Origin of the sequence: Saliphagus sp. GCM10025317, assembly GCF_042663665.1 — an archaeon.
Taxonomy (GTDB): domain Archaea; phylum Halobacteriota; class Halobacteria; order Halobacteriales; family Natrialbaceae; genus Natronosalvus.
Map to the genome: position 1 here is coordinate 40,533 of NZ_JBHTAQ010000006.1, position 21,435 is coordinate 61,967.

Genomic DNA, 21,435 nt, shown 5'->3' on the forward strand with positions numbered 1-21,435 from the left:
CGTCGAATCCGTGCCCTTAAGTACGTGACCGAAAGAGAATACAATCCGTAAGCAAAACTGATGCACCTCCCGGCGCAAGCGAGGGAGGGAAGGGTCGATGCCACCAGCCGTCTACTGGTGGCAGATGAAGACCGTATGTACGTGTAGTCCAGGCGTCCACTGGACCCGTTCCCGGGTCACAACCGCTGCATTCTGTGCAGCACCGATCCGAAAGAACGTGGCTACTGTGCCAACTGGTGGATCGCTCGGCTCGAGAGCCGATGACGGACGTGCCAAGCTGCGATAAGCCCAAGGGACCCGCACGGAGGGGAAGAACTTGGGATCTCCGAATAGGAATCCTCTTGCAATTGCTTAGCGCAATGGGGAACGTCGAGAATTGAAACATCTTAGTATCGACAGGAAAAGAAAGCAAACCGCGATGTCGTTAGTAACGGCGAGTGAACCCGACACAGTCCAAACCGAAGCCCTCACGGGCAATGTGGTGTTCGGACTGACCTGCAACATCCGACCATCGACGAGAAATCCCTTGGAATAGGGTACGAAACAGGGTGACAGTCCCGTACCGTCGATCAGTACGATGGGAGTCAGCCCAGAGTAGCGGGGGTTGGAAATCCCTCGTGAATCCCGCGGGCATTGACCGCGAAGACTAAACACTCCTCGAGACCGATAGCGAACAAGTAGCGTGAGCGAACGCTGAAAAGCACCCCAAAAAGGGAGGTGCAATAGGGCGTGAACTCAGTTGGCGATAGAGCGACGGGGCATACAAGGTCCCTCTCACAATGAACCAGGTGCGAACCTGTAGTAAGCCGAGAGGGAAGCCGGTGTTCCGTCGTACGTTTTGAAAAACGAACCAGAGAGTGTGCCTGTCTGACGAGTCTAACCCGAGTATCGGGGAAGGCAGAGGAAACCGATATGACCGCAGTCTTACGACCAGGGTCACCGTGTTCAAGCGCGGGGAGTCAGGCGGGCACGACCCGAAACCGGATGATCTAGGCATGGGCAGGGTGAAGCGTGGCGAAAGCCACGTGGAGGCCCGCTAGCGTTGGTGTCCTACAATACCCTCGCGTGACCTATGTCTAGGGGTGAAAGGCCCATCGAATCCGGAAACAGCTGGTTCCAACCGAAACATGTCGAAGCATGACCTCCGCCGAGGTAGTTCGTGGGGTAGAGCGACGGATTGGGGGACCGGACTCCGAGAGGAGTTCGCCCCCCTGTCCAACTCCGAACCTACGAACGCCGTCGACGCGGGGAGTCCGGTGCGCGGGGTAAGCCTGTGTACCGTGAGGGAGACAACCCAGAGCGGGTTAAGGTCCCCAAGTATGGACTAAGTGCGATCGAAGGTGGTCGCAAGCCCTAGACAGCCGGGAGGTGAGCTTAGAAGCAGCTACCCTCTAAGAAAAGCGTAACAGCTTACCGGCCGAGGTTTGCGGCGCCGAAAATGATCGGGGCTCAAGTCCATCACCGAGACCCAGCGACGTGCGTCACAGCACGATTCCGTAGGTTGGCGTACTGTTCGGGTGGAAGCACGGAAGAGATTTCGTGTGGACCGTGCAGTAACGAAAATTCTGGTCATAGTAGCAGCGTTAGTCGGGTGAGAACCCCGACGGCCGAACGAGTAAGGGTTCCTCAGCAATGCTAATCAGCTGAGGGTTAGCCGGTCCTAAGTCAGCCCGCAATTCGAAGCTGACAAAAGGGAAATAGGTTAATATTCCTATGCCAGTGTGCACTCAAAGCCGACGCTTTGGGGCCGCCTCTCCCGGGCTTTCGCCCGGGTGAACAGTCCAAGACCGTGGAAGCCGTAATGGCACGAAGCGGTCGAATGGCTGGATAACGCAAGAGAGGTCAACCCAGAGCCCGTGAAAAGGCAAGCACACTGTCCGTACCGAGATCCGACACAGGTACTCGTGGCGGCGAAAGCCAAGGTCTGTCGGGAGCAACCGACGTTAGGGAATTCGGCAAGTTAGTCCCGTACGTTCGCAATAAGGGATGCCTGCCACGGAAAGTGGCAGGTCGCAGTGACTCGGGCGCTCCAACTGTCTAGTAACAACACAGGTGACCGCAAATCCGTAAGGACTCGTACGGTCACTGAATCCTGCCCAGTGCAGGTATCTGAACACCCCGTACAAGGGGACGAAGGACCTGTTAACGGCGGGGGTAACTATGACCCTCTTAAGGTAGCGTAGTACCTTGCCGCTTTAGTAGCGGCTTGCATGAATGGATCAATGAGAGCGCCACTGTCCCAACGTTGGGCCCGGTGAACTGTACATTCCAGTGCGGAGTCTGGAGACCCCCAAGGGGAAGCGAAGACCCTATAGAGCTTTACTGCAGGCTGTCACTGAGACGTGGTCGCCATTGTGCAGCATAGGTAGGAGCCGTTACACAGGTACCCGCGCTGCGGGCCACCGAGGCATCACTGAAATACTACCCGATGGTGACTGCGACTCTCACTCCTGGCGGAGGACACTGGTAGCCGGGCAGTTTGACTGGGGCGGTACGCGCTTGAAAAGATATCGAGCGCGCCCCAAGGTTTCCTCACTCGGGTCGGAGACCCGAGAAAGAGCGCAAGAGCATACGGAAGCCTGACAGTGTCCGGCACAACAACGGACGCTGACGCGAAAGCGTGGTCAGCGAACCAATTAGCCCGCCCAATGCGGGCAATTGCTGACAGAAAAGCTACCTTAGGGATAACAGAGTCGTCACCCGCAAGAGCACATATCGACCGGGTGGCTTGCTACCTCGATGTCGGTTCCCTCCATCCTGCCTGTGCAGAAGCAGGCAAGGGTGAGGTTGTTCGCCTATTAAAGGAGGTCGTGAGCTGGGTTTAGACCGTCGTGAGACAGGTCGGCTGCTATCTATTGGGGGTGCTACGGTATCTGACGGGAACGTTCGTATAGTACGAGAGGAACTCCGAATGGGTGCCACTCGTGTACCGGCTGTCCGAGAGGGCACGTGCCGGGCAGCGACGCACCACGGGGTAAGAGCTGAACGCATCTAAGCTCGAAACCCACCCGAAAAAGAGATGCCACCGAGATCACTCGTAGAAGACGAGTTCGATAGACTCGGGGTGTACGCACCGAGGCAACGAGGTGTTGAGCCCGCGAGCACTAACAGATCAAGCCACCATTCATTTCGCATGGATCAACCCGTAAGAACGGGTCCAGGCGCTAATTGGACTACACGTACAACACGGTCACAACCGACCAGAGAACCTTAGACACCGTAACCGACCCTGGTACTGTCGCGGTTCGACTCCGCGAGTCGGCATTACGGCGGCCAGAGCGGCGGGGCACCACCCGTACCCATCCCGAACACGGCAGTTAAGCCCGCCCGCGTTTCGGCCAGTACTGGCGTGGGAGACCCGCTGGGAACCCCGGCTCGCCGCCGACCCACTCATACACTATTCAACCCTCACGAGCGACTGCGCTCGTGGGGGTTTTCGTCTTTACAGCGGGCAAATCGTACCGCTACGCTTAAACGAACGCGGTGGCTACATCCGAGCGCGCCAAGGTGGCAGAGTTCGGCCGAACGCAGTTGCCTGCAGAGCAACCCATCGCCGGTTCAAATCCGGCCCTTGGCTCTTTCACGTTTTGTACCCTGATCCGGTCCCTTTAGACCGCTTCATCTCCTCCCTTCGAGCGCGTCGGTTTCAATTCCTGGAGCCACCTTCAAATCGTCGAGTACCAGTCAATCGCGGTCGATCTCGACCAGGCTCGGCTCGAGCGAATGCGATCCCTGGCTCCACTCTTTCGAGAACTTAGTAACCGTTATACGACGCGCGGACAACGCCTCATACATGCAATTACGCGCAGGGATCGTCTACGCCGTCCTGTTTATGGTGGTCGCTGCGGGCGCGTACGCCGTTATCGCGACCGCGGAATCACCGCAGGTGACGATCGACGAAGCCGATGCGGACTACCAACTCGAGCAGGGTGACGAGATAACGATCGAGGATCGGACGTACAACGTGTCCGAGCTGGACGGGGCTGCTGGAACGGGGACGTTGGAATACGTCAACGATTCCGTTCCAACTGACGTGGCGTGGTCCGGTGCGAGCGCTGCAAATGGTGACGCCTGGGACGATGGCGATACGGTTCAGTTCGAGGAAGAGGGGACGGAGTATTCCGTCTACATTTACGCGCCGCCAGGAGAGGGTGACGGAAACGAGAGTGCCGACGGTGGTGACGGAAACGAAAGCGAGGCCCAACCGGAGACGTTCTTGCTGATCGAATCGGTCGATTCCGAGGAGTACACGTTCCTCGAGCGACCCGACGGCGTCTACGTGATCGTCGAAGAGGACGGCCAAGAGGTCGTTCGCCACGTTACGGAGGTTGACGATATCGACACCCAGGAGTACGCGGTTGGAGATGAGGTGACCTTCTACGAATCCGAGATGGAAGAACAGGTTGACGCTGAGGTGACGACAATCGAGACGGACGAGGTGACCGTCGAGTACACCGGTGAGGATGTCACGGAGGTATCGCTCTCCCACAACGAGGAAGTGATGATCGAGCAGACGCCCTACGGCGTTCACTTCCCAAGCGAGGACGTCGTTTACCTGACCGAGGACGTCGAGAGTTTCCAGGCTCAACACCAGGCAGTCGATGAGCACAACGAGCGAATCCACGGGTTCTGGTGGGCGATCGGACTGTCGGTGATCGCGATCGTGTTGCTGGCCGGGTTGGCGTTCATGCCGCTGCGAGGCTGAGGGCTCGAACTTATAGACGACCACGGTTCGCGTGCCGTTTCGTCAGTGTGGTTGGTATCGGTGTGTTTTCGGTTATCGGTTTTCGGTTTGCGGTGTCTGTAGTCTTTGGCCGTTCTCGAGTGGCAACTGCGGCTCGTTCGGTGCGGTTCGATGCGGTCCGATGCGGTTCAGTGTGGTTCGGTGCGGTTCGACACTCGAGGAACGCTCGTGTCGCTGACGTGGATTGATCTGAACTCGCTGCTCACGAACGTGTTCGCGGCAGGAAAGCGAGACGGGTGCGATTGTGAACCACGCCCAGAAATGCTCGCTTCGCTGTGCCTTTCTGGTCTCTTTCAGATCGCTGTATGATCGCGTTGCTCCTCGCGGTTCTGCTCGGAGCAAGGGGCCAGGCGCGATTTGAACACACGGTCGATCGCTTCCTCGTTCACTTCGTTCGCGAGACTGCGCTCTCCTGCGTTCAAATCGCAGGGCCGTTTTGCCACTCACGAATGTGCTCGTGGCAAAAGCGGGCCGGGCGCGATTTGAACACGCGACCGTCTGGTTAAAAGCCAGACGCTCTGCCGAACTGAGCTACCGGCCCCGTACTCTCCTCTTTCGGGGACGCGTGGTTAAACGTTTCTTTCTCCCACGGTATTATATCGGGGTCCGACGTGGTCTCGCACATGAATTTCCGCATCTGGGACGACGACCTTCGGGAGTTCGTCGACACGTGCTGTTCGTTCGAGACGACTGCAGGAAACGAGAAGCCGGCCCAGGTGTGGCTGCGCGAGGAACTCGAGGCGGCGGGCTTTCGGACCTACACCTGGGAGGCTGACCCGGCCGTTCTAGCCGAGCATCCGTCGTTCCCGGACGACCCTGACGACATCGAGACGGCGGATCGGCCGAGCGTTGCCGGAGTTTTCGAGTTCGGAGATCCTGACGCGGGGCCGACGCTGGTGTTGAACGGGCATGTCGACGTCGTCCCTACGGGGTCGGGGTGGGAGGGTGATCCGTTCGAGCCCCGGTGGCGCGACGGTCGCCTGACGGCCAGGGGTGCGGCGGACATGAAGTCGGGGCTGGGGGTGTGCGTGTTTGCGGCGCGTCACCTGGCAGAGGTCGCTACGAATACTGACCACGACCCCAACCTGAACGGTCGGATCGTCGTCGAGAGCGTCGCCGGCGAGGAGGAGGGCGGGATCGGTGCAGCCACGGCAGCACTCGAAAATCCCTATCCGTTCGAGCGAGACGCGGCGATTGTCGCGGAACCGACGGAGTTGCGTCCGGTGGCGGCGGTCGAGGGAAGCCTGATGATCCGGATCGGCCTCGAGGGCCGGTCGGCACACGCGGCGACGCGGTGGCGGGGAGCGTCGGTGTTGCCGGCGTTCGAGCGCGTTCGCGAGGAGTGCGAGGCGTTCGAACGGGAACGAAGCGAGGCCATCTCCCATCCGTTGTACGACGAGTTCCCGATTCCGTGGCCGATCTGTATCGGGCGAGTCGAGGCGGGGCGGTGGGCGTCCTCGGTCCCGGACGAACTGACGGCGGAGGTTCGGGTCGGCGTCGCCCCCGGGGAGACGGTGACGGACGTCGAACACGCGCTCCGAAGCCGCCTCGAGTCGCTGTCGGACAATCCGTCCTGGCCGGCGGGGGTCAGCGGGCCAACGATCGAACGGTTCTCGGTACAGTTCGAACCGGCTGAAATCGCGGCGGACGAACCGGTGGTTTCGGCGCTCCAGAACGCGATGGCGGCGCGCGGATTCGACGCCGAGGCAATCGAACCGCGCGGGGCGACCTACGGGGCCGACAATCGACACTACGTCGAGGCGGGGATTCCGACAGTCCTGTTCGGGCCGGGGAGCATCAACCAGGCACACTTCCCGGAGGAGACGATTGAGTGGGACGAGGTGCTCGAGGCAGGGGCGGTGCTGGCAGAGACGGCGCGGGCGTACCTGTCGCAGTGATGGGATTGTGACGCTTTCCCGATGCTACTCGAGTGCGTTCTCGAGTGCGTCCGCAACGATCGTTCCTGGATCGACGCCCTCGAGTGAGGCTCGTCGCCGGAGGTCGCGGTAGGCCGACGCCGGGAGGGTGAGTTCGAGGCGGCCGAGGGTGACGTCGCAGTCGTCGAGTGCGCGCTCGATCGAGGCCCCGTCGTTGACCTGACTGGCGACCTGGCGGACGTCGCGGACGGTGAGGTCGCCGTCGAGGACGGCCCAGGCGAGCAAGAGTCGATCCTCGCCGCCGACGCGGGCGATGTGTTTGGCGGCGGAGGGGGCGATTTCGCCGAGGGCGACCTGTCGACGAACCGATCGGGGGAGGTCGTGGACGCGGGCCCACTTGCGGATGAACGAAACCGTGACCGTCTCGTCGCCCTTGAGGTGGGCGCTCGCTCGCTCGGCGGCGGTTTTGTACGATCCCTCGCCGCGAACGAGCGCGGCACAGGCTGCGGCGCCGCGGAGCATGTAGAGGTGGTCCTCGTCGACGGACCCGGTGGCGAACTGGGCGACGGTTTCGGCCGCGAGTGCGAGACTGTCCGGGTCGTCGGGGTCGAACTGGACGGCCCGGCGAGCGTGGGTTCCCGTGATCGATTCGTCGCCCCGGATGACCGGTGCGCCGACTGGCGATTTTCGATCCGTCGGGATCGGAGGCTCGTTCCCGGGGTCGCCGTCTCGAGTTCGGCGGTCTCCGGTGTGGTCGTCGGTCATGTACCGCTGATAGGGGCGACGTGCCTAAAAAGCGTTTCAGACGGTCCGCTGTGGTTCGTCGAGGGGTGCATCTGGGGCCTCCTCGCTACTCTTCGCGTCGCTCGGCGAGGTGCTCCCAGATTTCCGTACAGCCAGCGCCGACGTCGACGTCCTCGAGGTGGGCCGTGTCGTCCTCACCGGGAGTAGCCTCCGGGGTGGCTCGGTCGCTGACGTCTCCTTCGTTGCCGTTGCTGTCGTCGGATTCGTCCAGCTGGCGTCCGTCGGGTGACGCATTCGTCATCGTGTGTCCTCCGTTGGATCGTCGTTCGGTACCGATCGCGACGCGCCGGATCCGATAGGAGGGAGGTGCAATTCCGGAGCCACGTCGGCGGAGACGTGCTGGCGACTCCGTACCCTGCGTTCGGAGGGCTGGCGGCGTGATGAGCGGTCGTGTGACCGTGACGGATCGTCGGGCATACTCCTCCGTATGGTCGGCCATCGCTTAAGTACGGCTTCGGGTGCAAGCGATACCCCGGCTCCCGTTCTCGGGTAACGATTGCTGGTATCTCTGACGGGCTGAAACGAAAGACGGCGACGCATGCTGGCGATTCCCGTCGAATTCGCCGTCACGACAACGGCGAAGCATTGCACGGGCCGATGGACGAAGGTGGCTGCCACCCGAAGCGAGGGCATGGTCATCTCGTTGCGTACCCTCGACGACGGGGCGTGGATCAGCGTCAACGACTCCCGAACGGTCGGCGCGAGCGACGTCTGGACCCTCGCTCGCGGTCGATTCTGTCGGTGCGAACCGGCGTACGTTCTCCTCGAGGGGTTCACGGACGTCGGCGTGGACGGCACCAGCGTAGTTGCGGGGGCGGTCGGCCGGTGTCTCGAGTGCGGCCGTCACTCATCGCTCGAGGGCCTGCCGGTCGGCCGGGTCGTCGACGGCGAGTTCGAACGGTACGAGGCGTCGGCCGTCCAGGCGACGCTCGAGCAGTCGTCTGGCGGAGCGGTCGAATCGGGCGGCAAATACCGCCGGAAGGGGCGAGAGGCGGGGAGAACTGACGCCACGGCCGGGGCCTTGTAGGTGGTCCGCGTAGCCCGGTGCAGATGCCAAGCGACGTCGAGAACTGGAAAGACGAACTGTACGGAACCGATATCAGGGAGGCGATCAAGGAGTTCGCTGCGTCGGGGTGGGAGTCGATTCCCGAGGACGAACACGACGCCTGGTTCGAGCGCTTCAAGTGGTACGGGCTATACCACCAGCGCGCCGCCAGGAGTCCTATTTCATGCTCCGGGTCGGTCCGCCGAGCGGAGTCCTCGAGCCGGGACAGTTTCGCGTTCTGGCCGAACTCGCCAAAGAGTACTCGAACGGGCCCGCCGCCAATCCTGAATTCGGCAACGGCTGGCTCGACGTGACGACCCGTCAGGCCGTCCAGCTCCACTGGATCAACCTCGAGGACGTCCCCGCGATCTTCGACCGACTCGAGGACGTCGGCCTATCGGCGGTGCAGGCGTGTGGGGACTCCTGGCGGAACATCGTCGGCTGTCCGGTCGCCGGGAAGGACGAGCACGAACACGTCGACGCCGGTGCGCTGGCCGACGACCTCCACGACACGTTCAAGCGAAACGAGGCGCACTCGAACCTTCCGCGGAAGTGGAAGGTGGCGGTCACCGGCTGCGACGAGGGCTGTGGGCAGGGCGACATCAACGACCTCGCGTTCGAACCGGCCGAGAAGGAAATCGACGGCGAGACGGTGACCGGCTACAACGTCCGCGTCGGCGGTGGCCTCGCTCGCAACGAGCCCCGCTTCGCCCGCGACATCGACGTCTTCGTCACGCCCGAACAGGCGGTCGAGGTCGCCGGCGGCATCTCGGGCCTGTTCCGGGACTACGGCAACCGCGAGAACCGCTACGCCGCCCGGATGAAGTTCCTCGTCGACGAGTGGGGGCCCGAGAAGGTTCGCGACGTCCTCCAGGAGGAGTACGTCGACTTCGACCTCGAGAGCGCAGGCGAGGACCTGCGCTCGTCGTACTCCTACAACGCCGGCGAGGCCGCCGGGAAACACGACCACGTCGGCGTTCACGACCAACCGGACGGCAATTCGTACGTCGGGTTGAACGTCCTCGTCGGCCGGATCGGCGCCGACGACGCCCTCGGCTGGCCGACATCGCCGACGAGTACGGTTCCGGCGAGGTTCGTCTCACCCAGCGCCAGAACGTCGTTTTCACGGACGTCCCCGACGAGAATCTGGACGACCTGCTCGCGGAGCCCTTGCTCGAGACCTACAGCCCGGATCCGCATCCGTTTCAGCGCGGCTCGATCGCTTGTACCGGGACCGAGTTCTGCTCGCTCTCGATCGTCGAGACGAAGAACCGCCAGGTCCGATTCTCGCGCTGGCTGGTCGAGAACGCCGACCTGCCCGAGGGCGTCGACGACTTCCACATTCACCTCTCGGGGTGTACCGCGTCGTGCGCCCAGCCCCAGATCGCCGACGTCTCCCTGCGGGGGATGAAGACCCGTAAGGACGGCGAGCCGGTCGAGGCGCTCGACATCGGCCTTGGTGGCGGCCTCGGCGAGAATCCGCAGTTCGCCTCCTGGGTCGGCGAGCGAATCCCCGTCGACGAGGTGCCGGGTGCGATCGCGAACCTGCTTGAGAACTTCGAGGCCCGTCGGGAGGGCCAGGAGAGCTTCCGCGAGTTCGTCGCCGCGCGTGACGACGACGAACTGGCCGACCTTATCGAACCCGAGGAGACCGACTACGAGGATCCGTACATGCACAACACCAAGCGGACCTGGTACCCATACGCCGACCAGGACGCCCTGGACGAGAGTCCCGCGCCGGCGACGCCCGACGGATCGCCGATTCCATCGGACGACTGAGCCCATGGCCGACCGACTCATGCGCGTCACCGCGCACACGACGTTGGACCTCACGGACGCGGTCGTGACAGGGCACGACTTCGAGGACGAGCGAGACGCGGTGGTGGACGCGACCGCTGCCCGGAGACAGCCCGATCACGTCAAACTGCAACTCGAGGTGGACAACATGTCCGAGACGCACCTGCCGGCGCACATGGAGGAAGTGCGCCTGACGTCCGAGCAGGCGCGGGCGCTGGCGGCCGACCTGGAGAATCATGCTGGGCGCGTCGAGGCGGCTGCGGATACGGATTCGGGCTCGAGTTCGAGTTCGAGTACGGAATCACCGTCCGAGTAACCCGCCTGCCATCGCAGGCTGACGACGTTTGTCCCTGCCCGGCGGAGTCCGACCTGGTGGTTCCATGACCGAAACGATCCAGGACCTGTTCGAGCACGGCCTCGAGGACATCTACCACGCCGAGCACCAGCTACTCGACGCGTTGGAAGACCTCGAGGAGCACACGGAACGCGAGGAGATCGCGAACGCCTTCGCCGAACACCGCGAAGAGACCCAGACGCACATCGACCGCCTCGAGGAGGTGTTCGACGCTTTCGGCGAGCCGCCCGAGAAGGAAGAGTGTAAGGGCATCGAAGGGCTGATCGAGGAGTACGAGGAGTTCCTCGAGACCGACCCCAGCCAGGAAGTCCTCGACTACCACAACATGGCGGCCGCCGAGAAGACCGAACACTACGAAATCGCGGCCTACGGCAACCTGATCCCGCTGGCAGCCCAGATGGACATGGGCGACGCGGCCGACCTGCTCGAGGAGAACCTCCGGGAGGAACAGGACGCCCTCGAGGAGCTGAAGACGCTCACCGAGGAGTTCGATATGGGAGCGATCCCGGCCTGATACGTATGGTCGACGACGAGAACGAATCCGGATCCCGAGACGAGAGCGAGTCCGAATCCGACGACGAAGGAAGCGAACTCTCGAAGGAGGAACAGACGCAGTACGGCGGCACGGAAGATGCGAACGACGAGGACGAGAGCGAAAGCGAGAACGAAAACGAGAACGACGGTCAATCCGAAGCCAGCGAAACCGGCTGAACGGTCGCGTACTTATTTTACCCTCACGTCGATACTCCCTCCTGTGACGACCCCGACCGAGTCGACGCGGACTCGAGACGGCGTGACGATCCGCCAGGCCGAGCGGGCCGACCTGCTCGCGGTCGTGCAGATCGAGAACACGTCGTTTCCCCAGCCGTGGCCCTACGATGCGTTCACCCAGTTTCTGGGCGAGCCCGGGTTTCTGGTCGCCGAAACCGACGACGGGCGGGTCGCCGGGTACGTCGTTTCGGACGTGACGCCGAACTACGGCCGCGACATCGGCCACGTCAAGGACGTCGCCGTCCATCCCGACTGGCGCGGCTCGGGTATCGGCTCGGCGCTGCTGGGTCGGTCGCTCGCCGTCCTCGCGAGCCAGGGCGCTCACTCGGTCAAACTCGAGGTCCGAGAATCGAACGACGGGGCGAAACGCCTCTACGATCGGTTCGGCTTCGACCCGCTGCGGCGGGTGCCGCGGTACTACGACGATGGTGAGGACGCAATCGTGATGGTTCGCGAGCTGTCGTAACGCGTTTGCGATACTTGCGACACACCGCCCACTCGTAGCGCTCGCGAACCACCTTGCATACCCACCCACAGCGCTATTCTCACGCTCCACGGAGCCTCGAGTATGGACTTTACACCGGAGTCGAGTACCTGTCTGCGCTGCGGTCGCCCGGTCTCGATCGATTACCGTCGAACCCACGGTGACGAGAACGGATTCGTGGAGACGTGTCCCCGGTGTCGGCGCTCTGGGTGACGCGAAACCTAGCATTTGCTAAAATAGTAGGTGATCCATCGATCACCTGGTCTAATTGGGGACCAGAGTTAAGAATCTCCGCGAATAACCTGATTTAGTGAGTAACCAGGTCGAGCGCGGTACGCGACAGCGAGAACCGGACCGCGAGGGTGGGCCGGGGGCGCTGCATCAGCACTCGGAGTTTCGTGGGCCGGTCGAGCCCGAGAACAACCACGACCACTCGAACGACCATTTTGCACTCATCTACGAGCGCCCTGCAGACCAATTTGCATCTGCGATTCCGTTCATCTCCGAGGGACTCGAACGTGGCGAACAGTGTCTGTACGTCGCCGACGACAACTCCAGGGAAGAAGTCGTGGAGGCGATGCGGGACGACGGCATCGACGTGAACGCCGCCCTCGAATCGGGTGCGCTCTCCGTCCTCACACCAGCGGACACCTACTACCGGACCGGCGAGTTCGATCAGACCACCATGCTGGAATTCTGGGAGGAGTCGCTCGAACAGGCGAAAGACGAAGATGGCTATACGGGACTCAGAGCGGCCGCCGAGATGACGTGGGCACTGGAGGGAGACACGAGTGCAGACGAACTGGTCGAGTACGAGGCCGTGCTCAATTCCCTCTACCAGGACGAAGACTACGCCGTCATGTGCCAGTACAACCGAGAGAGGTTCCCGGCGGCAGTCATCCACGACGTTATCAAGACACATCCGCACATCGTCTCCGACAGCACCGTCTCACAGAACTTCTACTACACACCACCCGAGAAGTTCTTCGGCTCCGAGAAGATGGAGGCGAAGGTCGATCGCATGATGCAGACGCTGCAAGAGCGGACGGAGGTGAAGACGGCGTTAACGGAACGACAAGAATACCTGGAGCGAGTTTTCGAGAGTAGTCACGACGGCATCCTCATCGTTGACCCCGAAGCGGACGAGATCGTCGACGCGAACCGGGCCGCAACCGAGATGCTCGGCTATACGTACGACGAATTGGTGGCCCTCGCTCCCTCCGACGTACACCCCAACGAACTCGACGCGTTCCGGGAATTTGTCGAAGGGGTGTTCGAAGACGGCACTGGGTGGACTGATGAACTTACCTGTCGCACCAAGAACCGGGGCCAGATTCCGGCGGAGATCTCTGCGTCTCGGATGGAACACAACGGCCGTCCGGTCCTGCTCGCGGTGGTCCGCGACAATAGCGAGCGCAGGAAGTGGGAACGGGCCCAGCGGCAATTGTACGAGATAACCTCCGATCCCGATCGGGCGTTCGAGGAGAAACTCCAGGACTTGCTCGATCTTGGCTGTGAACGCTTCGATATGGAACTCGGCGGGATCGCCGTCGCTGAACCGGACACTGATCACTTCGAGGTGGAGATCACGAACGGGGAGCACGAACACCTCGTTCCGGGCGACTCGTATCCTCTCTCCGAAACGTACTGCCGTGTGCCTGCGGACGAGGGGGGGAACCTGTGCGATTACCGCTCCTGTGAGCGATGGGTTCGAAGGCAAACTGTGCTACGACCAGTTCGGTGTGCGGACGTACCTCGGAACGTACCTCGAATTCGAGGACGACAGTAACCGGACGTTCTGGTTTGTTTCGACCGAACCGAGAGCGGACGCGTTTTCTGAGGCCGAACGGACGTTTCAGCACCTGATGGGGCAGTGGGTGAAATACGAACTCGAGCGCCGCCAGCGCGAGCAGGAACTGCGCGAGCGCACAGAGTATCTGAGTGCACTCATCGAGACCGCGCCCGAGTGCATAAAGACCGTTGCCGCCGACGGCACCCTGCTCCAGATGAACCCCGCCGGGCTCGACATGGTGGAGGCCGACTCGGAATCGGCGGTGATCGGCGAATCTGTCTACGGGCTGATCGCCCCCGAACACCGCGAGACGTTCCGCGAGTTCAACGAGCGGATCTGTCGGGGCGAACGAGGCGTCCTAGAGTTCGACATCATCGGGCTTAGACGGCACGCGCCGGCACATGGAAACGCACGCGGCGCCGCTGCATCGCCCCGACGGGACGACGTCCCAACTTGCGTTGACGCGCGACATTACCGAACAGATCGAGCGTGAACGTGAACTCGAACGGACGCTCGATTTACTCGAGAAAACCGAACGCATCGCGGACGTCGGCGGCTGGGAGATCAACCCGGAAACGAAGGACGTGTTCTGGACCGACCACATCTTCGAGCTTCTGGAAGTGGACGCGGACGAGGAACCGCCGCTGGAGGACGCCCTCGACATGTATCACGAGGACGACCAGGGGATCGTCGAGGATGCCGTCGAGAACGCGCTCGTCTCGGGCGACCCCTTCGACGTGGAGGCACGGATTCGTACGAACAGCGGGGACATACGGTGGCTGCGGCTGCAGGGCGTCCCGGAGGTCGTCGATAATAAGGCGGCCTCCCTCCGCGGAGCCGTCCAGGATATTACTGAACGCAAACAGCGCGAGAAACGGTTAGAAGAGGTGATCGAGCGACTCGAAGCGTCGAACGAACGGCTCGAGCAGTTCGCCTACGCCGCCTCCCACGACCTCCAGGAACCGCTCCGGATGGTCTCGACTTACCTTCAGCTGCTCGAACGACGGTACGAGAACGCGCTCGACGAGGACGGCGAAGAGTTCCTCGAGTTTGCGGTGGACGGAGCCAACCGCATGCGCGAGATGATCGACGGGTTGCTCGCCTATTCGCGGGTCGAGACGCAAGGTGATCCGCTGGAACGCATCGACCTCGATGCCGTGTTCGACGACGTACTGGCGGATCTTCGGATCCAGATCGCGGGGAGCGACGCCGAGATTACCGCCGACGACCTCCCTCGCGTCGAGGGTGATGCCACCCAGCTCCGCCAGGTGTTTCAGAACCTGCTGGAGAACGCGATCACCTACAGTGGCGACGAGAAGCCCCGGATCCACGCCTCGGCCGAACGCGATGGGGCCGAGTGGATCGTGTCGGTCCGCGACGAGGGCATCGGCATCGATACTGATAATCAGGACTGCATCTTCGAGGTGTTCCAGCGCCTTCACACCCACGGCGAGTACGACGGGACCGGTATCGGACTCGCACTGTGTGAGCGGATCGTTGAGCGCCACGGCGGGGACATCTGGGTCGAGTCAGAGCCAGGCGAGGGAGCGACGTTCTCGTTTACGCTGCCAGTAGCGGCTGGCGAGCGACGGGAAGCTACAGGAAAGTGAGCGAGTGACATCCTCCTCGCCGCAAACGGCGTCACCTCTCTTCGCGTATGCAGCGCGGATCCAGCCAAAGTTAGCCTTCTCCACCAGAACCGACCAGGACATTCGATATCGATTCAGGACTCGAGACGATTAGCGGGCGAAACGCGAAACCGACGAGCTACTTGTCGGTCAGCAACCGGCGCAGGATGTCCCCGTAGGCCGGTCGCGTGATCAGAACTCCGACGAGCACGCCCAGGATCGTGATGATAGCGAACCCGCGGAGGTCGCCCAGGCTGAGCACGGCCAGCGGCGACATAGCGATGATCGTCGTCGCCGCCGCGGCCCCGATGACCCAGAACGCCTTCCGGAACCGGGACTCGAAGACGCGCCTCGAGTTGACGTCGCCCTCGTCTAACACCTCGTCGGCGATGATGACCAGGTCGTCCACCCCGGTCCCGACGACGGCGATGAATCCGGCGACGTGTGAGAGGTCGAGTGGCATCCGCAGGAGGGCGGCGACGCCGAGGAGGATGACGACCTCCGAAAGGGCGGTGACGATCATCGGGAGGGCGACGCGTCGGTCGCCGTAGCGCACGTAGACGACGCCGCTGACGGTGAGAACGGCCAGGATTCCGATCAGCAGCGAGTAGTTCTTGAACTGCTCGGCCAGCGCGGGACTGATCATGTACGTCTGGGCCCGGTCGAAGTCGAGGGGCGCGCGCAGTTCGCCGGCGCGGAGGTTGATCGAGAGCGTCTGGGCCTCCTGCTGGCTGGGCGTGATCATCTGGAACTGGCCGCCGTTGGCCCACTGACCACTTTCCATGTCTGCGGCGAGTCCCGGGGAGACGCTGTGGGCATCGATGACCTCGCCGTCGACCATCGTGAGCAGGCAGTAGTTCGACCCTTCAGCCTCGGGGTTTCCGTAATTACAACTGCTGGGATTCTGGGTGAAGCCGGTCTCGACCATCCGCTGTTGGTACTCTTCGGCAGGGCCGGGGTTGACTGTGACGGGGACGTAGTCGTACCCATCCTCGCCGTTATAGGAGGCTGTCCCGATGCTCCCGAAGTCCTGTTGAACGAGCGCCGTCTCGTTTTGCTGGCCGCCCTCGCCGTCGGGATAGTGCATCACGATCTCGACGATTCCGCGGTACTCGAGCAGGGATCGAAGCTCCTCGGTGGTCATCGCGGGCGCCTCGGTCACGATGTAGTAGGTGCCGTCCATCTCGGCCTGGGAGACCTGGCTGCCCGAGAGACCGGCCTCGTTGATCCGCAACTGGATCGTCGTCTGGATGTCGTCGCGGGTCGCCTGGGTGACGCCCTGTTCGACGTCCTCTTCGGCGACGTCGATGCCGGCTTCCTGGAGCGCCGCGGCGAACTCCGCTTCCGAGACGTTCCCGGTGAAGACTTCGACGCTGACCTCGCCGTTCTGGTGGTCCGTCCGGACGAGGGCGTCGCCGGTCTCGAGGTCCAGTTCCTCCGAGACCGTGGCCTGGATCTCCTGGCCGCGTCGATCCAGTTGGGTTCCCTCGGCATCGACGCTCACCTCCGAGACGTGCATCCCCACGACCGGGGCGCTGATCTTCGTCCCGCCGTCGAGACCGAGCCCGAACTCGAGGTTGTGCATGCTCGAGTCGGACTCGTTGGTCGGGTACGTCTCCTCACCGCCCATGACGCCACCGGGAAGGAAGAGCGCGACGAGCGCGACGGTAAGGAAGACGACCAACAACAGGACGCGCCAGTTCGCCTTGATCGACCCGATGGCGCTCATCGGGCCACCCCCTCGAACTTGTACCACCGAAGCAGGCTGAGGTTCAGCAGGTAGGTGTTCATCAGGTCGGCTGCCAGCCCGACGGTGAGGATCAGGCCGACCGAGAGCAGGAGTTCGACGCCGAGCGCCCACGCGGCGACGGCCATGACCAACATTGCCGCCATCGACGTGACGGTCATGGTGATCCCGGTGCGCATCGCCCGGTGGGTGCTCTCGTAGAAGTCACCGCTGCGCCTGAGGATGTGGTTGTTCAGCAGGATGTCCGAGTCGACGGAGTACCCGACGATCAACAGGAGTCCGGCGACGGTTCCGAGCGACAGTGGAATCCCGAGGACGTTCATGAACGCGAGCGGGATCACGAGGTCGGAAAACGCCGAGATGACGATAGCGATGGAGGGAACGAACGTCCGGAAGAGGACGAACGCGATGACGCTCATCCCGACGAACGCGGCTCCGAGGCCGAGCAGCGCCGTCTGCTGGGCGGCCGCCCCGAAACTCGCCGACGTCTCCGCCGAGAGCTGGACGACCTGGTCGTTACCGGAGACGGGCTCGAGGTTCGACTCTGCCTCCGACTGTACGTCCGCGTCGGTCGGCGCGAACTGCACGAGGTACTGGTTCTCGGTGGCCTGGACGGACTGCACCGACTCGGGCTGCTCGCTGAAGGCGGCCTCGATCTCCGCTTCGGAACTCGTCGTCTCGATCGTCAACTCGGTTCCGCCGGCGAAGTCCATGCCCAGTTCGACCGGCGTGCCGTAGACGACGTAGCCGCCGAGGAGAACGAGCAACGCGAAGGCAAGGACGGCGAGTGGAACCGCCGCCAGCTGGCGGTTGGTGTACCGGGTGTAATCGATTTCCGGTACCGCGAAAGTCCCCATATACCCTGGGTGTTGCCGTCGGCGAAAGTAAGCCTTCTCAATTCCATTACGATATTTCAGGTACTGGCTCGGTGAACGAAACGGAACCCGTCATCACGCTCGAGCGCGTAGTCGGCGCATGAAACACTCGAGTGACACGAGTACAGCACGCGACGGAACTGCGGGGAGCGACGCGGTTGCGGAGCCGAACGAGGACGGGACCGACGCACGGATGGCCGCTCGACTGGTCCTCTCGTACCCCGAGGACCTCTCGGACTGGGGGCGGTTTCAGGTCGAGAAGCCTTCGTTCGGAGCGTTCCTCCGCAAGACTCGCGAGCGAGCGGAACCGGGCGACGTCTGGGAGGAGTTCGTCGGCGTCGGCTGCTGTGGGAACACCCTCGACGTCCCCCTGCGCGTCGAGTCCGTCGACGGCGGGGCGCGAATCGGGCCGGAGACCGAGATCGACTACGATGTCAGGGAAGCCTGCGGCCTCGATGGGAGCTGGCGCGTCCAAAGTGCAGGCGGACCACGCCGTTCGTGAGCGGTTTCGCGTCCAGAGCGCGGTGAACAGCTGGGATAGTTAGCGAGCGCGGGCCGAGGAATATTTGGCTATCAGACGGCTCACTCACCGCTGTGGGCGTGTGACCCGAGTGAATAATGGATCCGGTCCGATCGCCACGACCGCTCGTGGTCGCTACCGTTCAGTGTTGTTTCTCACGGAAACGTCCCCGTTCCCCCGGACGGTGACGTCGTAGCCCAGGTACTCGAACGAAACCTGACCGGATTCGCGCGGTCGGCCGCGACTGGTCGGCGCGAAGAGCGCGTTGAGTGCCTCGGGGTCGATCACGTCGTAAAGCGGCGGCTGTAGCTCCATCGGATCCGTTCCTTCTCGATCTGCGACGAGTTCGACGACGGCCGTGACGGGCGAACTGGAGGAGACTGATTGCGTGGGTGAAACGGATTCCATCATCGCTAGGCAGCCGTTGGATACGTATAAACCCCGTCACCAGTTGTGGAAGGCCTGGATTTTACCATCGAACGCTGCTTATTCCACAGAAAACGGGCTGAATTTCCGGCGAGACCGTTTCTCACCCCTCTCTCGAGGGGACGTCCTTGCCGAAGTGGTCGAACGGCTGGACGTACTCGTCGTCGAGCACGTCCGACCGAACGATCTCGAGGCCGCACTCGCGAATCGAGTTCGCGATGTTCGACACGTCGTTCGTGTCCGTACCGACGACTCTGATGTGGTAGTTCTCCCGACCGGCGAGCAGCTTCCGGACGGAGACGACGCCGTGTTTTTCCAGCAAGTCCTCGGTGAGCGGTTCGGACGGATCGCTGGCGGTGCAGGTGAAGAGGATCGACAGCTGATAGCCCGCCTGCTCGTAGTCGATCTTCGGAATGTATCCCCTGATCACGCCCTCGTCCTCAAGTGCTTCGATTCGATTCCGGACGGTGCTCGCGGAGACGCCCACGGCCTCCCCGATTTCCCTGGCTCTGTTGTTCCGGGCGTCCGTCTGTAGTATGTGAAGGATCCCCCGGTCAACCTCGTCGAGTGCTGACTGTCGTTCACCCATGCTCGGCGGTACCGGGGAAGAAGCGGTGTATCTTGTGTGCGCAGATGTCTGGTCGTCATTACCAGATCGAGCGTTGCCGAATCGATCTCCAATCGCTACAGATCAACTCGCCCTCGAGGCCCCTGTTGGTCGTGGAGTCACCCGCTGATGCGGCGCGCGTTCGATCGACGACCGTCGAATGACATTATACTATCTATAGCATTACCATCGAGAAAACTATACTATCTATAGCATTACCATCGAGAAAACTATACTATCTATAGCATTACCATCGAGAAAACTATACTATCTATAGCATTACCCGACGCCAGTTTTCGACCGACGACGAGGGTCTCATCCTCTCATCCGTCTCACCCGCCTCACCCGTCGCGATAGCGCTGAATCCCAAACTGGCCGTAGCCTCCGTAGGCGACCTCGAGCGACCCGATCCACCAGTTCCACCGGTCCGCGGGCGTGCCGTGGGGCGCATCGGCAAGTTCCTCGAGCACCGCCTCGGTGGTCAACTCGGCGCCCACGTCGGCCTCGTACTGGCCGGAGTCTGCGAGGTCGACGGCTTGGCGGACGACGACGCGTGATTCCCCAACGGTGCCGCCGAAACGATCGCGGAGGCGAACCTCGAGCGGGCCTGGCTCGACGGTCACGGTCGTGAGCACGCGAAACCGGATTGGCGCACTGTACGCTTTCTCCGGTGCAGGTGACGACGGGTAGCGATTCCGGCAGTGTCTGTGGGTGTCATGTGTACCAACCCTGTATTCTTCGCGAGCGATTGAAAAACTGGTCACTGGTTCGTCTCCGTTCGCGCCGCTGGTGGTCACGACTCCGGTCGTTCCATGTCGCCGAGGGTAACAACGACGACTGCGATACGCTTCAGCGAAATGCATGAAAGAACTTTACACGGGGTTCTCGTCCGTAGGAGTGCTGCGTGCCGTCCAATACGCCGATACGGTGAGGAAAATGACCATCGACGTGTCCCTCGTAGACGACCCGGACGAGTGGAATAGCCTGGTCGAACAGTCGCCCCATCGGACGCCCTTCCACCGCTACGAGGCCCTGGAGGTCATGGAAGACTACGCCGGAACGCTGTATCCGTACGTTGGGTACAAAGGCAACCAGCCGGTCGGCATATTTCCGGTGTTCTCCAAATCGAAAGGCCCCGTTCAAACGGCCTATTCCCCGCCGACCGGTTTGCGAATCAACTACCTCGGGCCAGTCCTGCTCAACCAGGAGTCGCTGAAAGAACGGAAGGCGTTGCGGCGTCACAACCGCTTCGTCGCGGCCGTTGACGAGGCGATTCGAGAAACGATCGGTCCAGCGTACATCCACATTCAGACCGGCACGGAGTACGGCGACCCGCGGCCGTTCTTCTGGAACGAGTACGCCGCTCGCAAGCCGTACTTCACGTACGCCGTCGATCTCACGCCGTCGGAAGAGGATTTGCTGATGACGTTCAGCAGCGACCTCCGGCAAAACCTTCGAAACACGCCGAACGACAGCTACGAAATAACGGAAACGAACGGCGCAGAGATACCCGCTATCATCGACGGGCTACGGAAACGTCACGACGAGTACGCCGCACCGCCGGCGTTCTTTTCGGCCCTGTACGGCGCACTTCCCGACGGGATCATGCGCGTGTACCGGTTCGTTGCCGACGGCGAACTCGTCGGCGGTCAGATAACTATCGAAGACGATAGAACGCTGGTCACGTGGCAGGGGGTTAGCAATCGCGACCACAGCGTCCCGGTGATGGACCTCATGCTCTGGCACGTCATCTGTCAGGCGCGCGACCGCGGCCTCGAGCGCCTCGACCACGGCGGGGCGAACCTCTACGGACTCTCCGAGTACAAGGCGAAGTTCGCCCCGGAGGTCCGGATGTACCACCGACTGACCTGGTCGAGTCCGCTGGCTACCGTGTACAGCGGGTTCAAAACGAATATCGTCGACAACCTACGGAGTTAACCGGTCCGCCTCCAAGCGCCACGTC

At 62.3% G+C, this 21,435-nt stretch carries 20 protein-coding genes, 2 tRNA genes, 2 rRNA genes and 1 pseudogene; 17 read left to right on the top strand and 8 right to left on the bottom strand.

Features of this window, described 5'->3' with window-relative positions; all coding sequences use genetic code 11:
* Positions 1–212: 212 nt before the first annotated feature.
* The 4 genes from ACFQS4_RS14325 to ACFQS4_RS14340 all read left to right on the top strand — a co-directional run bounded on the left by ACFQS4_RS14325 (position 213) and on the right by ACFQS4_RS14340 (position 4,705).
* Positions 213–3,126, top strand: a 23S ribosomal RNA gene (locus tag ACFQS4_RS14325).
* Between the two features lie 139 nt (positions 3,127–3,265).
* A 5S ribosomal RNA gene (rrf, locus tag ACFQS4_RS14330) occupies positions 3,266–3,387 on the top strand.
* A gap of 114 nt (positions 3,388–3,501) precedes the next feature.
* Positions 3,502–3,577 (top strand) — tRNA-Cys (locus ACFQS4_RS14335).
* 216 nt (positions 3,578–3,793) lie between these two features.
* Positions 3,794–4,705, top strand: a complete 912-nt coding sequence (locus ACFQS4_RS14340; RefSeq protein WP_497902113.1) for a DUF8231 family protein — start codon at positions 3,794–3,796, stop codon at positions 4,703–4,705.
* Positions 4,706–5,211: 506 nt separating this feature from the next.
* On the opposite strand, the gene ACFQS4_RS14345 is transcribed toward ACFQS4_RS14340, so the two are convergent.
* Positions 5,212–5,285 (bottom strand) — tRNA-Lys (locus ACFQS4_RS14345).
* Positions 5,286–5,367: 82 nt separating this feature from the next.
* Here ACFQS4_RS14345 and ACFQS4_RS14350 point away from each other — a divergent pair.
* Positions 5,368–6,642 carry a M20/M25/M40 family metallo-hydrolase gene (locus tag ACFQS4_RS14350; protein WP_497902112.1) on the top strand — a complete coding sequence of 425 codons (1,275 nt, stop codon included), beginning with the start codon at positions 5,368–5,370 and terminating at the stop codon, positions 6,640–6,642.
* A 24-nt stretch (positions 6,643–6,666) separates the two neighbouring features.
* Here the strand turns inward: ACFQS4_RS14350 and ACFQS4_RS14355 are convergent, their stop codons facing one another.
* Both ACFQS4_RS14355 and ACFQS4_RS14360 read right to left on the bottom strand, forming a co-directional pair.
* Entirely contained in the window at positions 6,667–7,386 is a 720-nt protein-coding gene (locus tag ACFQS4_RS14355; RefSeq protein ID WP_497902111.1) for a DUF7119 family protein, read from the bottom strand.
* An 85-nt stretch (positions 7,387–7,471) separates the two neighbouring features.
* Complete coding sequence (locus tag ACFQS4_RS14360; RefSeq protein WP_497902110.1) at positions 7,472–7,666, bottom strand: DUF8595 family protein; 195 nt, start codon at positions 7,664–7,666, stop codon at positions 7,472–7,474.
* Between the two features lie 390 nt (positions 7,667–8,056).
* On the opposite strand from ACFQS4_RS14360, the gene ACFQS4_RS14365 reads away from it, so the two are divergent.
* The 10 genes and pseudogenes from ACFQS4_RS14365 to ACFQS4_RS14410 all read left to right on the top strand — a co-directional run bounded on the left by ACFQS4_RS14365 (position 8,057) and on the right by ACFQS4_RS14410 (position 15,279).
* Positions 8,057–8,452 carry a DUF8134 family protein gene (locus ACFQS4_RS14365; RefSeq protein ID WP_500193829.1) on the top strand — a complete coding sequence of 132 codons (396 nt, stop codon included), beginning with the start codon at positions 8,057–8,059 and terminating at the stop codon, positions 8,450–8,452.
* Positions 8,453–8,475: 23 nt separating this feature from the next.
* Positions 8,476–10,249, top strand: a pseudogene (locus ACFQS4_RS14370) (nitrite/sulfite reductase).
* A gap of 4 nt (positions 10,250–10,253) precedes the next feature.
* Positions 10,254–10,583: a DUF6360 family protein gene (locus ACFQS4_RS14375; protein WP_497902108.1), complete on the top strand. Its 330-nt coding sequence runs from the start codon at positions 10,254–10,256 to the stop codon at positions 10,581–10,583.
* Between the two features lie 64 nt (positions 10,584–10,647).
* Positions 10,648–11,136 carry a DUF892 family protein gene (locus ACFQS4_RS14380; RefSeq protein ID WP_497902107.1) on the top strand — a complete coding sequence of 163 codons (489 nt, stop codon included), beginning with the start codon at positions 10,648–10,650 and terminating at the stop codon, positions 11,134–11,136.
* 5 nt (positions 11,137–11,141) lie between these two features.
* On the top strand, positions 11,142–11,333 hold the full coding sequence (locus ACFQS4_RS14385) for a hypothetical protein (RefSeq protein WP_497902106.1): 192 nt from the start codon (positions 11,142–11,144) through the stop codon (positions 11,331–11,333).
* A 43-nt stretch (positions 11,334–11,376) separates the two neighbouring features.
* Complete coding sequence (gene rimI, locus ACFQS4_RS14390; RefSeq protein WP_497902105.1) at positions 11,377–11,859, top strand: ribosomal protein S18-alanine N-acetyltransferase; 483 nt, start codon at positions 11,377–11,379, stop codon at positions 11,857–11,859.
* A gap of 102 nt (positions 11,860–11,961) precedes the next feature.
* Complete coding sequence (locus tag ACFQS4_RS14395) at positions 11,962–12,090, top strand: DUF7563 family protein (protein WP_497902104.1); 129 nt, start codon at positions 11,962–11,964, stop codon at positions 12,088–12,090.
* Positions 12,091–12,187: 97 nt separating this feature from the next.
* Complete coding sequence (locus tag ACFQS4_RS14400) at positions 12,188–13,666, top strand: MEDS domain-containing protein (RefSeq protein WP_500193803.1); 1,479 nt, start codon at positions 12,188–12,190, stop codon at positions 13,664–13,666.
* Positions 13,620–14,162 carry a PAS domain-containing protein gene (locus ACFQS4_RS14405; protein ID WP_500193805.1) on the top strand — a complete coding sequence of 181 codons (543 nt, stop codon included), beginning with the start codon at positions 13,620–13,622 and terminating at the stop codon, positions 14,160–14,162. Before ACFQS4_RS14400 ends, ACFQS4_RS14405 begins: the two co-directional genes overlap by 47 nt.
* Positions 14,071–15,279 carry a sensor histidine kinase gene (locus ACFQS4_RS14410; protein WP_500193806.1) on the top strand — a complete coding sequence of 403 codons (1,209 nt, stop codon included), beginning with the start codon at positions 14,071–14,073 and terminating at the stop codon, positions 15,277–15,279. The genes ACFQS4_RS14405 and ACFQS4_RS14410 overlap by 92 nt, the downstream gene beginning before the upstream one ends.
* 157 nt (positions 15,280–15,436) lie before the next feature.
* Here ACFQS4_RS14410 and ACFQS4_RS14415 read toward each other — a convergent pair whose 3' ends face one another.
* Together ACFQS4_RS14415 and secF are read right to left on the bottom strand one after the other, a co-directional pair.
* Positions 15,437–17,026 (bottom strand): preprotein translocase subunit SecD, encoded by a 1,590-nt coding sequence (locus tag ACFQS4_RS14415; RefSeq protein WP_500193809.1) that lies wholly within the window; start codon positions 17,024–17,026, stop codon positions 15,437–15,439.
* Positions 17,023–17,901 (bottom strand): protein translocase subunit SecF, encoded by an 879-nt coding sequence (gene secF / locus ACFQS4_RS14420; RefSeq protein WP_497902102.1) that lies wholly within the window; start codon positions 17,899–17,901, stop codon positions 17,023–17,025. The genes ACFQS4_RS14415 and secF overlap by 4 nt, the downstream gene beginning before the upstream one ends.
* 211 nt (positions 17,902–18,112) lie before the next feature.
* On the opposite strand from secF, the gene ACFQS4_RS14425 reads away from it, so the two are divergent.
* Positions 18,113–18,421, top strand: coding sequence for a DUF7968 family protein (locus tag ACFQS4_RS14425; protein ID WP_500193831.1), 309 nt, complete (start codon positions 18,113–18,115; stop codon positions 18,419–18,421).
* Between the two features lie 153 nt (positions 18,422–18,574).
* Here the strand turns inward: ACFQS4_RS14425 and ddfA are convergent, their stop codons facing one another.
* The 3 genes from ddfA to ACFQS4_RS14440 form a co-directional block, all read right to left on the bottom strand.
* Positions 18,575–18,847, bottom strand: a complete 273-nt coding sequence (gene ddfA / locus ACFQS4_RS14430) for a DdfA family disk-determining factor (protein ID WP_497902100.1) — start codon at positions 18,845–18,847, stop codon at positions 18,575–18,577.
* Between the two features lie 121 nt (positions 18,848–18,968).
* Complete coding sequence (locus ACFQS4_RS14435) at positions 18,969–19,454, bottom strand: Lrp/AsnC family transcriptional regulator (protein WP_497902099.1); 486 nt, start codon at positions 19,452–19,454, stop codon at positions 18,969–18,971.
* A 359-nt stretch (positions 19,455–19,813) separates the two neighbouring features.
* Complete coding sequence (locus ACFQS4_RS14440) at positions 19,814–20,095, bottom strand: WNWW family protein (protein ID WP_497902098.1); 282 nt, start codon at positions 20,093–20,095, stop codon at positions 19,814–19,816.
* Between the two features lie 313 nt (positions 20,096–20,408).
* Between ACFQS4_RS14440 and ACFQS4_RS14445 the strand changes: the two genes are divergently transcribed.
* Positions 20,409–21,410, top strand: coding sequence for a lipid II:glycine glycyltransferase FemX (locus tag ACFQS4_RS14445; RefSeq protein ID WP_497902097.1), 1,002 nt, complete (start codon positions 20,409–20,411; stop codon positions 21,408–21,410).
* Positions 21,411–21,435: the final 25 nt, after the last annotated feature.

Bases quoted from the DNA above. Each gene is read 5' to 3' on its own strand.
- ACFQS4_RS14340 (WP_497902113.1), top strand. From the start codon at position 3,794: ATGCAATTACGCGCAGGGATCGTCTACGCCGTCCTGTTTATGGTGGTC.
- ACFQS4_RS14350 (WP_497902112.1), top strand. From the start codon at position 5,368: ATGAATTTCCGCATCTGGGACGACGACCTTCGGGAGTTCGTCGACACG.
- ACFQS4_RS14355 (WP_497902111.1), bottom strand. From the start codon at position 7,386: ATGACCGACGACCACACCGGAGACCGCCGAACTCGAGACGGCGACCCC.
- ACFQS4_RS14360 (WP_497902110.1), bottom strand. From the start codon at position 7,666: ATGACGAATGCGTCACCCGACGGACGCCAGCTGGACGAATCCGACGAC.
- ACFQS4_RS14365 (WP_500193829.1), top strand. From the start codon at position 8,057: ATGGTCATCTCGTTGCGTACCCTCGACGACGGGGCGTGGATCAGCGTC.
- ACFQS4_RS14375 (WP_497902108.1), top strand. From the start codon at position 10,254: ATGGCCGACCGACTCATGCGCGTCACCGCGCACACGACGTTGGACCTC.
- ACFQS4_RS14380 (WP_497902107.1), top strand. From the start codon at position 10,648: ATGACCGAAACGATCCAGGACCTGTTCGAGCACGGCCTCGAGGACATC.
- ACFQS4_RS14385 (WP_497902106.1), top strand. From the start codon at position 11,142: ATGGTCGACGACGAGAACGAATCCGGATCCCGAGACGAGAGCGAGTCC.
- ACFQS4_RS14395 (WP_497902104.1), top strand. From the start codon at position 11,962: ATGGACTTTACACCGGAGTCGAGTACCTGTCTGCGCTGCGGTCGCCCG.
- ACFQS4_RS14410 (WP_500193806.1), top strand. From the start codon at position 14,071: ATGGAAACGCACGCGGCGCCGCTGCATCGCCCCGACGGGACGACGTCC.
- ACFQS4_RS14415 (WP_500193809.1), bottom strand. From the start codon at position 17,026: ATGAGCGCCATCGGGTCGATCAAGGCGAACTGGCGCGTCCTGTTGTTG.
- secF (WP_497902102.1), bottom strand. From the start codon at position 17,901: ATGGGGACTTTCGCGGTACCGGAAATCGATTACACCCGGTACACCAAC.
- ACFQS4_RS14425 (WP_500193831.1), top strand. From the start codon at position 18,113: ATGGCCGCTCGACTGGTCCTCTCGTACCCCGAGGACCTCTCGGACTGG.
- ddfA (WP_497902100.1), bottom strand. From the start codon at position 18,847: ATGGAATCCGTTTCACCCACGCAATCAGTCTCCTCCAGTTCGCCCGTC.
- ACFQS4_RS14435 (WP_497902099.1), bottom strand. From the start codon at position 19,454: ATGGGTGAACGACAGTCAGCACTCGACGAGGTTGACCGGGGGATCCTT.
- ACFQS4_RS14445 (WP_497902097.1), top strand. From the start codon at position 20,409: ATGACCATCGACGTGTCCCTCGTAGACGACCCGGACGAGTGGAATAGC.